This window comes from Halobaculum sp. MBLA0143 (assembly GCF_041361465.1).
Taxonomy (GTDB): domain Archaea; phylum Halobacteriota; class Halobacteria; order Halobacteriales; family Haloferacaceae; genus JAHENP01.
Window position 1 is genome coordinate 111,872 of the sequence record NZ_JBGKAC010000002.1, and the last position, 14,366, is coordinate 126,237.

The following is a 14,366-nucleotide window of genomic DNA, read 5'->3' on the forward strand; positions in this document are numbered from 1 at the left end:
CTGTACAAAATCTTCCCGAGGCGATCCAGCGTTCGAGACACGGCGGGGACGGCGTCGACCCGGCCCCGGCGTCAGTCTCGCCCCGACGCGACGCGCTCTAGTGTCGTCCGGGTGTACAGCGCCAGGTCGAACTCCGGGTACGTGTGGTACGTCTCGAATCCGCCGTCGAACGGGTCTAGCGTCGTCACCGCCCCCGGACCGGCGCAGCCGCCGGCGGGGGTAGCGTGGCCGGAGTCGTCGGTGTCGCTGCCGTCGAGGTCGCCGGTGGCCTCGGTGTCGTCCCCGTCGGCCAGCGGGAACTCGTGTGACAGCACGAACGTCTCGTCGTCGGGGAACGCCGCCAGCGGCCGCGGCTCGACGACCGTCTCGGCGACGACCGTCTCCCCCTCGAACCGGAAGCGTCGCCGTCGACCGTCGGGCTCCAACGCCACCGACGCCGCGCCTGCGACAGCCTCACACGACGACAGCTCGTAGTAGTCCAGTCCGGGTGCGGCGACGGCGTGTGAACTGCCGATCACGCGGAGACGGACCGCTTCGCCCAACAGCCGAGTCGTCGTCTCGGCGTACACCGTCGGCTCGACGGCCGGCGGGGTCGCCGACTGACGGAACTGGAGTCGCTGGCGTGCCGTCGCCGGCGCGTCGTCGCCCGCGTCGTCGGCGTCGCCTGCGCCGTCGTCGCCCCGTTCGTTCGTCGCGTTCGTCGGGTCCGTCGCGTCCGTCGTGCCCGCCGTGCCGGCGGGAGGAAGATTCCGGGTCACGATCCGATCACGATGTCGTAGTTGGGGTCGAACACGCTGTTCGGGTCGACACCGCGGTAGCGGACGAGCGGCCGCCACCGCACCGGGCCGATCCGGTCGCTGTGGCGGTCGACGTACGGCGACCGCGCACGCGAGAGCTCGAACGTCGGCGTCGGTCCGTCCGAGAGCACGTAGAACTTCTCGGCCCGCTCTCGATCGCCGTCTGCGTCCGGGTCCTCGTACACGTAGTACGGCGCGAACCGGTCGAAGCCGGCCGCCCGGACGGTGTTGACGTACGCCCGGTGGTGGACGGGGTAGCTGTACTTCGAGTACACCCAGGAGACGACCACGCCTCGGTCGGTGAGGTGGTCGGACAACAGTCCGTAGAACTCCCGGGAGTACAGCGACAACGAGTCGTCGCTCCGGGCGCCGGGGACATCCAACAGGATCAGGTCGTACTCGCGGTCACTCCCGCGGAGGAACCGGAAGGCGTCGCCGACGGTCGTGTTCAGCCGGTCGTAGCGGTAGGCGCCGTCGTTGAACTGCCGGAGGTACTCCCGCTCGCGGCCCATCTGGAGGAACTCCCCGTCGATGTCCACCTGGTCGACGGCGACGCCGTACTCGCGGAGGTTGTCGACGGCGATGTAGTCCCCGCCGCCGATCAACAACACGTCGAGGTCGGCGTAGTTCTCCGTCCCGTACGCCGACAGCGGCACGTCGACGAGCCCGGCGTGGTAGGACTCCACCCAGGAGTCACACAGTTGGATCGCGTGGTCGAGTCGGAGACACCGCTCCGTCCCGGCCCGGTCTGCGACCGTCCGGTCGTACACGGTCACCCGCTGGTAGGCGGTCGTCTGGTAGCTCCGGAGGTCCACTTCCACCTGACCCGGGGCGTAGTCGGCGCGGATGTCGTCTTCCACGTACGACCCCGTGACGACGCGGTCGACCGTCTCCCCGTTGGCGACGAGCCCGGCGTAGCTGCCGGAGACGAGCAGGCCGACGAGGAGGACGGCCCGCCAGCGGCCGCCCGTCGGCCGCGCTCGGGGGATGGTGAACCTGGACAGCGTCCAGCCGGCGAACGTCACCGCCGCCAGCGCGTTCAGGAGCCCGAGCGCGAGTACGCTCACGACGAGCCCGTGATCGGGGTACAACACGAGCGCGTAGACGACGGTGCCGGCGAGGCTCCCCAGGTAGTCGACGCCCAACACCTCCGAGAGCGGGTCGTTGTCGGCCGGCTCCGTCGTGAACAGGGTCGACAGCGTCCCGACGACCGCTCTCCTGGGGAGCCCGCCGACGAGCGCCAGCCCGGAGCCGTCTCGTTCGTCGACCAACGACTCCAGCAACGGGATCTCGAAGCCGGACAGGAGCCCGACGACGAGGATCGGGAGGTGCGAGAGCGCCAGCGTCACCGTCGCCTTCGCCGGGAACACCACTCCCGGGAAGGAGTTGAGTGCGATCACGAAGCCGGCGCCCAGCGGCCCGGCGACCGCGAGGTACACCTCCGTCCGGAGGAAGTTCGACTCCGCGTCGCCCAGCTGCGAGGACAACACCGCGCCGACACCCAGCGAGAACATGTACAGCCCGATCGTGACGGAGTAACGCACGACCGTCCCGCCGTAGAAGACGGTCAACAGCTCCGAGTAGACGAGTTCGTACGCGATCGAGCAGAACGCCACCACGAACGTCAACGCCAACTTCACCCGTCGGTCCGTCACCACACCGAAGACGGGCTCGCGGACCGCGTTCGTGTCACTCATCGTCGAACTGGGTCCCGGACGGGCGCGTGTTCACACCTGCGGTCTGACGTGCCAGGCCTTCTCCATCGTCCAGTTCCCCTCGCGGTCCACCTTCGCGTCGGCCGCCTGCCAGCCGAAGTCCGCGCCGCCGTTCGCGTGGACGAGGTGGACGCCGAGCCGGTACCAGCCCTCGCGGGGGGTGTCGGCGTCGGTCAACTTCGACAGCGGCGCGCGGACCGTCCCGCCCGGCTCCGGGTCGTCGCGGGTGCTGTCCCACGGCACCGGCTCGGGGCCCGGGGGGTCGTCCTCGTACTCCGCCGTCGGGCCGAGGTACGCGAAGCCGAGCCGGTCCACCCGCGCGGGGTACATCCGGAGCTCGTCGTCGTGGTTGTCCCGCCACCGGTTGGCGCCGCCGTAGCCGTGCCAGACGGCCCAGCCGTGACGCCCCTTCGGCGCGGAGCCGTAGCCGCCGGTGCCGCGACCGGTCGCGCCGCGACCACCGCGACCGCCGCGACCCTTCTGGGCGCTCGCGACTCCGACCGGCGCGAGGTCGTACACGCCGTCGAGACTCGCGTTTACGCTCTGTCGGGACTCCACCTCGATTCGGTCGGCGAACTCCACGACGACGGCGGCGTCCTGCACCCGCACGTCGGCGAACACCTGTGCGCGCCGGGGCGGCGGGGACAGGTCGCCGCCGAGGAAGCCGAGACAGCCGGCGAGCCCTGCCGTCGCCGCGCCCGCCGTAGCGCGGAGGTACTGGCGTCTGTCCATACGCTACCTTGTCTTCGGCTTCTCTCAAGTGTCTTTCTCACCGTGTCAGTGGCTGTGGTGTGACCGCCGAGTGCTAGATCCGCAAACGATTTGTGACTATTCCATTTACGTAGACTACGTGATCGCAGTCAGCGCGTCTCCGTCAGTTATCGAATTGGTTTTTGCTAGAACACCTCTTGTCAGCGCAAATAATTAGACTTAGATACTCTTGTTCTAGACTGGAGCCCACGCATGCAGGGCAGGGCCCAGACTCGCAACGGCGTCTCGCGGCGACAGACACTTGCAGCGGTGGGGGGCGCGACGGTGTCCGGGCTCGCGGGCGTGCCGGCGACCGTCGTCGGCGACAGCGGACGGGAGAAGCGGATCACGACGCTGGCGACCGGTAGCAAGAGCCAGGAGACGGTGACGGTCAGCAAGCGGTGGTACCGTCACAAAGAGCAGGCGATCAAGGTGAAGGAGGCACTCAAGCGTCAGCACCTCGGCGAGAAGGGCGTCCACTCGGTCGGGATCGAGACGGACGACCGGAGTGTCGGTGGCCTCCGCGGGAAGCGCGTTCGGGTCGCGGCGACGCCGGAGCAGGCCGGTGCGTTGGACGCGGTGCCGAGTTCTGTGGAGGGGATTCCGGTGCGGGCGGTGGAGGCAGAACGGCCGCAGCAGACTGACTGCTACACTGGATCGGCAGACGACAGCGACGGTAACGGGAAGAGTGAGTACATCGGAGGAATGACGTTCGAGGGGCTCGAAGACCTCGGCACGAGCAACCCGAGTACCGTACAGGGCGGGACGCTGTGCTGTAGAGTCTACAAGGGTGGTACGAAGTACATGATGACGGCACGGCACCCGATAAGTAACGGCGCGTGTGAAAATACCGACATCACTGACGGGAGCTACGGCTGGGGGCGTTCGAGCAACGACGGGGTCGACTGGCTCGGCGGAGTCGCGCAGGCGTATCAGAAGTTCGACGCTGCGTTGCTCGACCTACGGTTCCCGAACTACGACGAGTTCACTTACGACATTACAGCGGAGTCGTCTGGTGGGATCATCGGGCGTGTAACCGGTGACGGAATCGACTACCTCCAGTCTGCAGCAGGCGCCACCGTTCGGAAGCGTGGGCGGGTGACGTGTGAAACAATCGGGACCATCGAAGAGATCCGAGGTGACGTTAGCTACTGCAACGGCTCGGTCACCGAGGAGAATCAGATCGTCACCTCACTGGACCAGAAGGTTGGTGACTCGGGCGGTCCAGTGTACAGACACCTCGACGACGGATCGAACCCCGACGACCTCTACCTCTTGCATATCGCAACTAGACGAACGGATACCAACGGCTACGCACAGGGCTCGTCGGCGAACGCGATGAACAAACAGGAGGGAATCACCTTCGGCGGGAACCCCTACGACGGGTGAACGGACGCGAGACAGTTGATGACCACGACTAGAACGGTCGCACGAGGCTCGATCACGCTGGGGCGCCTCTTGACGCGGGGTGTCGGGACGGTGTGCGCCGCACTCGTCGTCGTGACGCTCCTCACGCCCAGCTACGTCGCTCCCGAGCCCGGCGTCTCCGCCGAGGTCGTTCCGCTGGCGTATCTCACCGGGACAGGCGACGCACAGAGTGTGTTCGTCTTCCAGTCGATCCTGCTGGCGTTCTACTGGACAGTGGGACGAGCAGCACGCACGGACCGTCTCGGATTCGTCACCGGCACAGCGCTGTTCGGACTCCTGTCGTCCGTCGGCACCTACGTCTTCGTCCCGAACCCTGGGCCACTGGGGGAGTGGGTTCCGCTGATCGACGAACTGACGAGAGGAACGGTTCGGGTTCCGTTCGCGGCGTTGCTCACGGCCGCTGCCGTGGCGTGGAACGCCGGACTGCTCGTCGACGACGACCCTCGGGCAGTCGCGTCTGACGGCGGTGACTCCGTCTCGCGTGACGACGAGGCGACCCGACGCCGGTCAGTTGTCGCACGGCTCGCTGGGGGGGCGCTCGTGGGTGCGTGCTTGGTCGTTGGACTCGGCTCGCTCGTGAGTCACTCCCTGCTGCCGACTGTGACGCCCCACACCGCGACGCTGTTCACCGCGTTCGGCGCGGTCGTCTACGAACTCGTCTCCACGGACTCACTGTACGGCACTGCCGCCCTCGCCGTCGGCGCCTGGATCACCGGCCTCGCCGCGCTCCAGTACGACAGCGCGCTCCAGGGCGTCGCGCTCCCGGCGGCCGTGCTGCTCACGCTCGCGGCCGGTGGGCTGTGGCTCGACGGACGGTCGCAGGACAACTGAGACGACGAGACTGGCGGAAGCGAACGAAACAGCCCGAACCGGACCATCGCGCCGCCGCCACAACCACAAGTATCGTACTAATCGAGACGAAACAGGCAACGACGGTGTTCGACACACTGGAGCCGTTCACCACGAACTCACGAGCAATCGGCGACCGAGTGGCAACGATCGGCTACTGGCTCGTCCGTGCGGCCACGGTTGTCGGCACAGCCGTTTTTCTCCTCGGACTGCTACTCCCGGCCTCGACGGGACCGTACGGTTCCGGGTTCGCGGTGTCGTATCTCGTCGGGAACCTGAACGCGCGACGGGTCTTCTTATCGTACGGGACGGCGATGTGCTTCTACACTGCGTTCGACAGGATTGTCAAGACGAAGCAGATAACCTCTGCGGGTGTTCTCGCATTAGTCGCGTTCGCTTTGCTCGGAGACGTGAGCCTCTCGCTCCGGTCACGGCCGCTCCAGCTGCTACCGTTTGTCGACGGGCCAATCCCGTTCTACTTTCAGTTCCCCTCCACGACGGTACTCACCGCCGGAATCGCAGTGTGGGCAGTTGGATCTATCGTCTGCGACGGTGTTGCCGCCACAACCGGAGTCGACGACAGTCGAGCTACTGACAAGGAGTCGCTCAGTGCCCAACTCGAACGACGGCGGTGGTACGTCGTCTCACTGATTGCAGGGTACACGGTCGTCGTAGCCTGCCTCGTCTCGGGGGTGACGCCGGTGTTACCCGTTCCATTCGTGCCCAGGACCTGGAGCGAGGTGGCACCGGTTCTCCTGCTGTTCGGCTTCGCCGCCTACGGATTCGTCTCGACGGACTCCCTGTACGGCACCACTGTCCTCGCGGCCGGCGCGTGGATCACCGGCCTCGCCGCGCTCCAGTACGACGGCGCTCTTCCGGGTGTCGCGCTCCCGGCGGCCCTCCTCCTCACCCTCGCGGCCGGCGGGCTGTGGCTCGACGGGCGGTAGTGAGCCACCACACTCGCCCGGACACCATCTCACTCCTCCCGCTCCACTTCGCGGTCGAAGACAGCCACCACGGGGTCGACGCTGGAGAGGTGTGGCAGTCGGTGATTCGTCTCGCGGCACTCCACGACGAGCGTCTCCGTGTCGAGCAGGCGGTCGACGAGGTCGCGTTCCACCCGGAGTCCGGTCTCGTCCCACGGCGCGACGCGCCACAGCGTCGCCTCGAACCGCGTGTCGCGCGCGGTCACGCCGTCGTCCGTGACGCGGTACACCACCGCCCCGAAACGGAGCCAGTGGTCGAGACACGACAGTCCCGCCACGACGAGCGCCGTCACGGAGAGAATCCCGACCACGAACGACCACACACCGCCGATGGCGAACGGGACCGCCGCGAGCCCCCCGAGGACGGCGAGCGTCGGGACCCCGCCGTCGGCGAGACGGGTCAGCCCACCCAGGACGCGACTCCACGACGCCGGGCGGATCCGTCTGGCGTCCGGCGCGGCGGTAGCGACATCGCCGTCAGACACTGGCGTGTCGCCCGACGAAGCGTCGTCTGCTCGGTTGTCCCCGTCGCCGTCGAGGCCGACGGACGCACGGATTCGGTCGCCGTACAGCCCCGCGAGGTCGAGGAGCGACTTGCCCGCGAGGATCACGAACAGCAACGGGAGTTCGGCCACGTCCGGGTCGACGGAGCCGATGGTCGCTTCGGGGCCACGGGTCACCGTGGCGGCACCTACCAGCGTGAACAGGCCCAGGAGGAAGAACGCGGTGAGTCGGACCGCGGCGCCGAGGGCGGCCCGACGCGGGTCTCTCGTCCGGTCGCCGCCGTCGACGGCGTCCGCGATGCTCCCGGCCAGATCCGTCCCGACGACGAGCACGGCGACGACGCCGACGCGTTCGATCGCTCGGGCGTCGACCGGCTCCGTGCCGAACGGGGCCAGTAGGACGCCGCCGGTGGCGACCCAGACGAACAGGAACACCGCGAGCAACAACGGGAAGGTGAGCGCCGACGCGATCCAGAGGCGACGGCCGACGACCGGGAGCCGGACGTTCGCTCCGCGGGCGGCCAACGGGCCCAGGATCGTCGCGTCGCTGTCGACGCTCTGGGGCGGGCCGGCGAACGGCACCCGCACCAGCGTGAACACGGCGACGAAGCCGAGTTCGAGCCAGTACAACACGAGGAGGTCGACGACGCTCCAGCCGAGCGCGACGACGCCGACGACGGGCAGGAGGTTCGTGACGGCGAGCGCGAGCAGCCGACGGCGACGGGGGTCGTCGCGGAGCCACGCCCGCAGCGAGTGGTGGAGGGCAGGCACCGACGGCGGTTCGGTGGGGGGTCGCGTAAGTGGGTCGGTTTCGGCAGCCGATCGTCTCTGGATGGGTGTCAGTCGTCGTCGGTGCTCTCACCCAGTGTGACCTTTTTAGGGTCTCGTTCGAGTTCCCGCCGCTGATCCTCCGGGAAAGCCTCGACGATCGTGTCATCGGAGGTCGTGAGGATGTACTGGCGGTCGTCGTCTTCGGTGACGAACGAGAGCAGTTCCCCAGTCGCCCGATCGTCGAGGTGGTCGAACGGCTCGTCGAGGACGAGCGCGTTCAGCGGGAGCCGATCACCGAGCGTCTCGTGGAGCGTGACAGCGAACGAGAGGCACAGGACCTGTTCTTCTGCGTCTCCGAGTCCGTTGTCCTGCGCGTGGTAGCTGCGGTCTGGGTCGCCAGCGACGACGATGCCGTCGTTGGCGTTCAGACCAATCTCCTCCGCGAGCGACGGAGCCATCGTCTCGAAGTTGGCTGTCCAGCGCTCCTGAAAGTCGATGACTCGGTCTCTGACCTCCCGCTGGATCGACTGGAACTCCTCTTCGAGTTCTTCGGCTCGTGCCTCCCGCTCCTCGATCTCTCTGGGGATCTCTTCCAGCCGCTCTTCATCCGTCTCGATCTCGGTCTCGCACCGCTCGATCTTCTGGCGAAGCTCCTCGGCCTCCTCGCGCGCCTTCTCTACGAGTCGATCGACATTCCGGTTGCGGAGGTTCAGCCGACGGAGGAGTTCATCGTCCAGTTCTCCCAGGCCTGGCTGTTCCGACTGGAGTCGTTCGATCCGCTCTTCGACCTCCTGTAGGTCCTCCTCCAGTTCTGCGATCTGCTCGTCCAGTTCTTCTGTCGCCTCGTCGTCCTCGTCCGGCAACAGGAGCGTGTCGAAGCTCGCCTCACGGGCGCACAGCGGACAACAGTCAGAGTCGATCCGGCTCTGCGCGGTCTCGTCCGACACGGAACCGCCGCACACCCGACAACCGAGGTCGAACTCCTCGGGCGACGGCTTCGAGGAGTCGTTTTCGAGGCGCTGGCGGCGGTGGCGAGCCTCCTGAAGTTCCTCTTCCAACTCCTGGCGCTCCTCGTAGGCGACCTGGATCCTCTCGTCCAACTCTGCGTGTTCTGCCAACGTCTCGCGGATCTCCTCAAGCAGACCGTCCTCGTAGAGGTCCACGATCCGTTCTTCCTCCGCAAGCTTCTCTTCGAGGTCCTTGAGTTTCGAGCGGTACCTCTCCAGGCTGGTCTCGGTGCTCGATCTCTCTCCTTCGAGGTCTCTGATCTCGTCCTTCTTGTCGTCCTTCTTACCGCGGAGTCTGTCGATCTCGTCGTACTTCTCTGGCGCGACAGCTCTGCGGACGAGGTTCATCACTTCGTCCTCGCCTGTCTTTGAGAGTGGGAGGTCACTGACCTCTGAGGGGAAGAAGAAGTACTCACGGAAGGGGAGGCCACTGAGCCTCTCCCCCCGCTCTTTTCGAGCCATTCCAGCCTCGAACTCCTCTCCACCAGGCGTTGTGAGTACGTGTCCACTGCTGTTCGCGTCGTACTCTGTACCGTCTGAGAACCTCGTTTCGACACGAGCACCGTTGCCCGCGGTCTTGCCCCAGCGCTCACTGGTGAGACAGTGACTAACGGCCGAGAACGTCAGCGACTTCCCCACCTTGTTCCGACCGTGGATGACGTGTGTCTTACCGCGTGGCTCCAGCCGTGGCTCCTCGTATCTCTGCGACTCTCCGAACGTCTTGATGTCGATCTTGTTGATTTCCATTGTGATCGATCGTGTTCACTCATCTGCCGTTACAGCCGTCCAGTCTGTGTCTGGCTTCGACAGACTGCCACCGTTAGAACTGATTACCGTTCTGTGCTTGCACATCGACTGCACCGGGTAATAAGAATTGTCGTTAATGTGCTAAGCTAAGTATCTAGCGCAAGACAAATCGTCAGCTCAGTAACAAACACGATTCTGTTAGAATTTCAACTTTACTGGAACGACCCCCGGTTTACTCCACACACCACCCCCAGCCACGGAGACACACGACGGAGATTCAAGTGACTCCGGGCGGGCAGGACGGACGTGAACGACTGGACAGTCGACCCGGAGCGGGTGAGTGGAGACGTGCGACTCGACGGCTACGCCGGAACGGTCGGGCTCTCGGAGACGGCGGACGTGTACGTCCACGGCGGCGCGGTCACGGGCGAACTGATCGTCGACGACGCGGAGTACGTCTACACGGACGTGCCGGCCGAGGGCGGCGGCCCCCCGGGCGAGCGAACCGTCGACACGGCGGTCGCGGGCGAGGAGGACGGCTACGTCCGAGACGTCGACGGCGACCTCGTCGTGCGGAACGTGGAGGACGTGTTCGTCGCCGACGCCGGCGCGGCGACGCTGTCGGCACCCGGCGCGGAACGGGTGTTCCACGACGACGAGGCCACACCGACGAAACCACCAGACGACTACGAGGTGTCCGTCGCGGGGTGGGAGCAGACGGAGACGGCACGAGACCCACGCGACGGCGTCGCGGTCTTGGGCGCCCGCAACGAGGTGACCATCGAGAAGGCGGCCCACGACATCACCGTCTACGTCGTCGGGTGGGGCAACGAGGTGACCGTGGAGGGGAGCGACGCCGACGTGACGACGTTCTTCGTCGGTCGGGACAACCGAGTGTCCGTCGGGCCGTACCTGGAGGCGACGACCGCGGCCGACAGCGGCACGGACAACGAGCTCCACCGCGAACCGATTCCGCCGGAGGCGTTGATCCAGACCGCCGAGTCGGAGGCGAAGTCCGGCCTCCTGTTCGGTCGCCACCGACTCACCTGGCAGGCGCCGACGGACGAGGAGTGGTGTCAGAACTGCGGGGCCGACGCGGACGCGGTGATCGTCCGCCGACAGTCCGACGCCTTCTACCTGTTCGGGGTCCCGGTGTGGACGTTCGACGAAGGCGGCGCCGCCTACGAGTGCGAACAGTGCTCGACTCACGTCGGCCGCGTGTCGCTGTCGGAGTCGGAGCGACGCGAAGCGCTGCGGTAGAGCGGCTCCAGTTCTCCGTCGTCTCCAGTTCTCCGTCGTTTTCGGTTCCCTGTCGTCTCCAGTTCCACGCCGTCCTGGGAGTCTCGGTCGGGACGCGGCGTCGGGCCGGCTGGAGTCACGCCGCCGCCAGAAGTCGCGAAACTACAAGTTCTCCCGGTGTCTGAGTGTCTTCTCGTGGTCCCACTCGACACTCCGACGTCGCTGGTCTCGCTGGTCTCGACGGCCTCGCTCGTCTCGCCCGGCGTCACTCCGTTCCCGTTGATCGTCGGGACGCTGGAGCGACTGCTCGCCGCCATCGTCGCCGCCGACACCGCGATCGCGGAGTTCGTCGCCGGCGTTCGTCACCCACTCGTGACGAAGGTGTTCACCTCCGCGACCGGGCTGGGGTCGGCGACGGCCGCGCTGGTCTTCCTGGGCGTCTGTTACCTCGCCGGCTGGCGGCGCGAGCTCCGAGTCGGCTCGGTCGCCCTGCTCGTGTCCGGTGTCGTCGTCGCGTCGCTGATGGCGCTCGTCGGCCGACCGTTCCCACCGTCGCCCGTCTGTGTCACCGACGGCGGGCTGACGGCCCACTCGTTCCCCTCCGGTCACGCCGCGGCCGTGACCGTCTACGCGGCCGTCGCCCGCCGCTCCAAGCAGATCCCGTTCGGCCCCGTGGCGCTCTTAGCGGTCGTCGTCGCCGTCTCTCGGGTGTATCTGGGGACTCACTACGCGAGTGACACCGTGGTGGGTGTGGTGATCGGGCTCGCTGCCGTCGTGGTGGCTCGGCGGATCGTGCGGTATCAAGTGTGACCGCAGCGGGCTCTCCGCGATGGTCCTCGCCGTGATCGGGGTACGGGTTAGTGTGACCCCGACGGCGGTCAGTTCGGATTTCGGCGGTCGTGATAGCCGCCGGAGTCAACTGTTCTGACGGCCTAGGTTACTGAAGCGGATTGTCGAACCAGTCTGTCTTGTACCCAATACCAACCTTCACGAGGGTGACACAGACCGAACAGTCGATCGGCGAGCAGAGATTGGCGCAGACATCCGCGCCTCCGACGGCGAGCCCGAGTCGGGCGTCCTCCCCTCCGTTCCTCGTCTCGTAGGTGACTTCCCCACAGATTTCGGCGGAGCCGGCGGGAAGCTTCCCAGGGAGCTTGGTACCGACATCGACACAGAAGCCATCGTACTTCCCCGGTCCGACGGAGAAACTCAGCCCCGCCAGTCCCAGCGTGACCTCGGTGTTCCCGGACGAGAAGACGAGGTCCATGAACAACGATCCGCTGAGTTCGATTGCGCTCGTCCCCGATACTTTCAGGCCGGCACTTACAGAAGAACAGAGTTCCACGCCGTCCAAAGTGGCGCAGCCGAGCTTCCCGCCGACAGTGAAGGTGTTGGAGTACTGACTTTGGTACCTCTGATCGAGTGTGATTGGAACGTCCCGTTCCTGGTACGCACCGGGCTGGGAGATCTTGTAGTACTCACCGGACGGCGGTCGTGCGTTTCTGAACTCACCGAAATAGATGTCTGGGTGGTCTTCACCCATCGTCACGGACTCGTCGACTTCGCGGAGCGAGTCGGCTCCGCCGAGAAGTTCCTCCCGTCGGTCGTTGTACTTGCGACGGAGGCCAACGTGGCGCGACTCGCGCAGCGACTTTTCGAGTTCGTCTGCGGTCAACTCGTCACTCTCTGCTGCAACCTGTCCGGTGATGCCGCCCAGACCGATCACTGCACCGCCGAGTCCGCCCGACGCTGCGAGTACGTCCCGTCTGGTGGTGTCCTGACGCTCCTGTGACATTTTGTCTCTGTTGTCTTCCATCGCAGCCACTGATATGCATTCCCGGCATTCATAGATTTTGAAGATCATGAAATGTGCATACTTATCAAGACTGAAAATAAATCATAGACTCTGTTTCTGATCTCAAGCTGACACTGACCATCCCGACAAGCGAGTGTAATTTGGGTCGTTCCGACGGACCAGGCTCTCTCGTGAGAACGACTCGTTTACTGGCCGTTCGAACGGCTGGGTTGTGGCGTCGATCCGTCACCAGAGTCTCCCTCCGGCGGGGGCGTCGGTGAGAGTCTCGCCGTGGACTCCTCACCGTCGAGTCCCGGCCGTCGTTCCCCCCGGACACGGGACCGTTCGAGAACGAGCTTGGCAGCCCCGCCAGTGACGGCAGCGACGACGACCCACAAGAGGAGTGCCGTCAACTCGCCGATGGCTGAGGCCACGAGAGAGTCGGCGACGAGGCCAGTCACAAACACGAACACGGCGAACGGGAACAGTCCGAAGGCGTACAGCAGCATGTACGTCACTTGCATGTCGAGCACCATGTACGCCGTCAGCCGTTCGTGTCTGCCGGTGGCGACGTGGCTCCTGTAAAAGCGGGCCACCTGTGCGAGAACGACGGCCGCCCCGACGACCGCGACGGCCGGCCGTTCGAGCACGGCGAGCGCGCCGAGCAGTTCCGAGACGGTCCCGCCGCTCCGCCGACCGAGGCCCCCGTCGGTGGCGACGCCGGTCCCTACCCCGAGCACGACAATCGACATGAGGATCGACACCGGAACGGCGAACCGGAGGTTCTTCGGGTAGATCGATGGCATCCCCGGGAGCGACACCCGGGAGTCCGCTCCGAAACGGTCGTCGATCCACCCGACCGGCCCCGGCAAGAAGAGGTTCCCACGGGCCTGAACCGTCTCTTCGGGCTTCGTGACCATCGCAACACCACCGTACAGGAGCCACACCGTCGCTAGGTCGAGAAACAGCCACACGCCGACCACACTGATCCCGGCGTCGAGCACGACAGCCGTGACCACGGCGAGCGCCACCGGAACCGCGAGAATCACAAAATCAATTTGTTCGTCGTCCATTTCGAGTGCGTGCCGAGCGTATCGAGCCGTGGAGTATATCGCTTTCGATGGGTCGGCCCACTACTGAACAGACGGCGTCTGCTCACGGGCACGAAACACCTGTTTACACGAGACGCGGGGAGAGAAAACCCGGGCTTTTCGAGCACACGCTTCCGGGTGTGTTCGGTCTCCCACGCCAGGAGACCGCGGTGAGGCCGGTCCCGGCTACCGACTGAGGAGGGATGATCTGATCGTTCAAGTCGACTAGATTGTCGTTCCGTAAGATACACAACACAGCCCGACCCCGTGTGACGTGTGCCACAGTCGAGAGACGAACTGAAGACACCCGGTGAGGTGAACTCGGCCCCCGCTCCGGGCTCACACAAGGCGTCCGTCCTCGCGCTCCTCGTCCGCGATCCGGACACGGGCTACGAGCCCAGAGAGATCACGGCCGAGACGCCCGTCCCGCAGTCCAGCGTGTACAAAGTCCTCCAGCGACTCCGTGAGAGGGACTTGATCGAGAAGCTCTCTGGGCACTATCTCGTGAACCCCGACCGTGTCGACGAGATCGAGGACATGGTGTTGACGAGTCGACAGATGGCCGTCGTCGAGACCGTCAGCACCCGGAACACCGCGCCGGAGGAGGTCGACGCGCCCGAGCCAGAGGAGATCGGAGTGCCGGACGACGTTCTCTCCGAGTAGCCCGCGGGCGACCGGGAGTGATACC

13 protein-coding genes are annotated in these 14,366 nt (G+C 65.9%); 6 read left to right on the forward strand and 7 right to left on the reverse strand.

What is annotated here, in order from left to right:
• Positions 1-71: 71 nt before the first annotated feature.
• Genes RYH79_RS16030 through RYH79_RS16040 form a run of 3 tightly spaced genes read right to left on the reverse strand, consistent with a single transcriptional unit; the run spans position 72 to position 3,244 of the window.
• On the reverse strand, positions 72-758 hold the full coding sequence (locus tag RYH79_RS16030) for a DUF2617 family protein (protein WP_370901169.1): 687 nt from the start codon (positions 756-758) through the stop codon (positions 72-74).
• On the reverse strand, positions 755-2,494 hold the full coding sequence (locus RYH79_RS16035) for a spermidine synthase (protein ID WP_370901171.1): 1,740 nt from the start codon (positions 2,492-2,494) through the stop codon (positions 755-757). Before RYH79_RS16035 ends, RYH79_RS16030 begins: the two co-directional genes overlap by 4 nt.
• A 30-nt stretch (positions 2,495-2,524) precedes the next feature.
• On the reverse strand, positions 2,525-3,244 hold the full coding sequence (locus tag RYH79_RS16040; protein WP_370901174.1) for a hypothetical protein: 720 nt from the start codon (positions 3,242-3,244) through the stop codon (positions 2,525-2,527).
• A 231-nt stretch (positions 3,245-3,475) separates the two neighbouring features.
• Between RYH79_RS16040 and RYH79_RS16045 the strand changes: the two genes are divergently transcribed.
• The 3 genes from RYH79_RS16045 to RYH79_RS16055 are packed head-to-tail and all read left to right on the forward strand — an operon-like array spanning position 3,476 to position 6,486.
• Positions 3,476-4,651, forward strand: a complete 1,176-nt coding sequence (locus RYH79_RS16045) for a chymotrypsin family serine protease (RefSeq protein WP_370901176.1) — start codon at positions 3,476-3,478, stop codon at positions 4,649-4,651.
• A gap of 18 nt (positions 4,652-4,669) precedes the next feature.
• Positions 4,670-5,521 (forward strand): hypothetical protein, encoded by an 852-nt coding sequence (locus RYH79_RS16050; protein ID WP_370901178.1) that lies wholly within the window; start codon positions 4,670-4,672, stop codon positions 5,519-5,521.
• Positions 5,491-6,486: a hypothetical protein gene (locus RYH79_RS16055; RefSeq protein ID WP_370901180.1), complete on the forward strand. Its 996-nt coding sequence runs from the start codon at positions 5,491-5,493 to the stop codon at positions 6,484-6,486. Before RYH79_RS16050 ends, RYH79_RS16055 begins: the two co-directional genes overlap by 31 nt.
• A 29-nt stretch (positions 6,487-6,515) precedes the next feature.
• On the opposite strand, the gene RYH79_RS16060 is transcribed toward RYH79_RS16055, so the two are convergent.
• Both RYH79_RS16060 and RYH79_RS16065 read right to left on the reverse strand, forming a co-directional pair.
• Positions 6,516-7,799, reverse strand: coding sequence for a DUF6498-containing protein (locus tag RYH79_RS16060; protein WP_370901182.1), 1,284 nt, complete (start codon positions 7,797-7,799; stop codon positions 6,516-6,518).
• A 68-nt stretch (positions 7,800-7,867) separates the two neighbouring features.
• Positions 7,868-9,553, reverse strand: coding sequence for a hypothetical protein (locus RYH79_RS16065; RefSeq protein ID WP_370901184.1), 1,686 nt, complete (start codon positions 9,551-9,553; stop codon positions 7,868-7,870).
• Between the two features lie 306 nt (positions 9,554-9,859).
• Between RYH79_RS16065 and RYH79_RS16070 the strand changes: the two genes are divergently transcribed.
• Positions 9,860-10,813, forward strand: coding sequence for a DUF8108 domain-containing protein (locus RYH79_RS16070; protein WP_370901186.1), 954 nt, complete (start codon positions 9,860-9,862; stop codon positions 10,811-10,813).
• A 174-nt stretch (positions 10,814-10,987) separates the two neighbouring features.
• The gene (locus RYH79_RS16075; RefSeq protein WP_370901188.1) at positions 10,988-11,602 is read left to right on the forward strand and encodes a phosphatase PAP2 family protein; all 615 of its coding nucleotides are present in this window, start codon (positions 10,988-10,990) and stop codon (positions 11,600-11,602) included.
• Between the two features lie 127 nt (positions 11,603-11,729).
• Here RYH79_RS16075 and RYH79_RS16080 read toward each other — a convergent pair whose 3' ends face one another.
• Both RYH79_RS16080 and RYH79_RS16085 read right to left on the reverse strand, forming a co-directional pair.
• Positions 11,730-12,656 carry a hypothetical protein gene (locus tag RYH79_RS16080; RefSeq protein ID WP_370901190.1) on the reverse strand — a complete coding sequence of 309 codons (927 nt, stop codon included), beginning with the start codon at positions 12,654-12,656 and terminating at the stop codon, positions 11,730-11,732.
• A 137-nt stretch (positions 12,657-12,793) separates the two neighbouring features.
• A complete protein-coding gene (locus tag RYH79_RS16085) occupies positions 12,794-13,660 on the reverse strand; it encodes a hypothetical protein (protein ID WP_370901192.1) in 867 nt (288 codons plus the stop codon).
• A gap of 294 nt (positions 13,661-13,954) precedes the next feature.
• On the opposite strand from RYH79_RS16085, the gene RYH79_RS16090 reads away from it, so the two are divergent.
• Positions 13,955-14,341, forward strand: coding sequence for a helix-turn-helix domain-containing protein (locus tag RYH79_RS16090; RefSeq protein ID WP_370901194.1), 387 nt, complete (start codon positions 13,955-13,957; stop codon positions 14,339-14,341).
• The last annotated feature ends 25 nt before the right edge of the window (positions 14,342-14,366 follow it).

Excerpts from the sequence above, each read along its gene's own strand:
- RYH79_RS16035 (WP_370901171.1), bottom strand. The coding sequence starts at position 2,494 with ATGAGTGACACGAACGCGGTCCGCGAGCCCGTCTTCGGTGTGGTGACG.
- RYH79_RS16040 (WP_370901174.1), bottom strand. The coding sequence starts at position 3,244 with ATGGACAGACGCCAGTACCTCCGCGCTACGGCGGGCGCGGCGACGGCA.
- RYH79_RS16045 (WP_370901176.1), top strand. The coding sequence starts at position 3,476 with ATGCAGGGCAGGGCCCAGACTCGCAACGGCGTCTCGCGGCGACAGACA.
- RYH79_RS16050 (WP_370901178.1), top strand. The coding sequence starts at position 4,670 with ATGACCACGACTAGAACGGTCGCACGAGGCTCGATCACGCTGGGGCGC.
- RYH79_RS16065 (WP_370901184.1), bottom strand. The coding sequence starts at position 9,553 with ATGGAAATCAACAAGATCGACATCAAGACGTTCGGAGAGTCGCAGAGA.
- RYH79_RS16080 (WP_370901190.1), bottom strand. The coding sequence starts at position 12,656 with ATGATCTTCAAAATCTATGAATGCCGGGAATGCATATCAGTGGCTGCG.
- RYH79_RS16085 (WP_370901192.1), bottom strand. The coding sequence starts at position 13,660 with ATGGACGACGAACAAATTGATTTTGTGATTCTCGCGGTTCCGGTGGCG.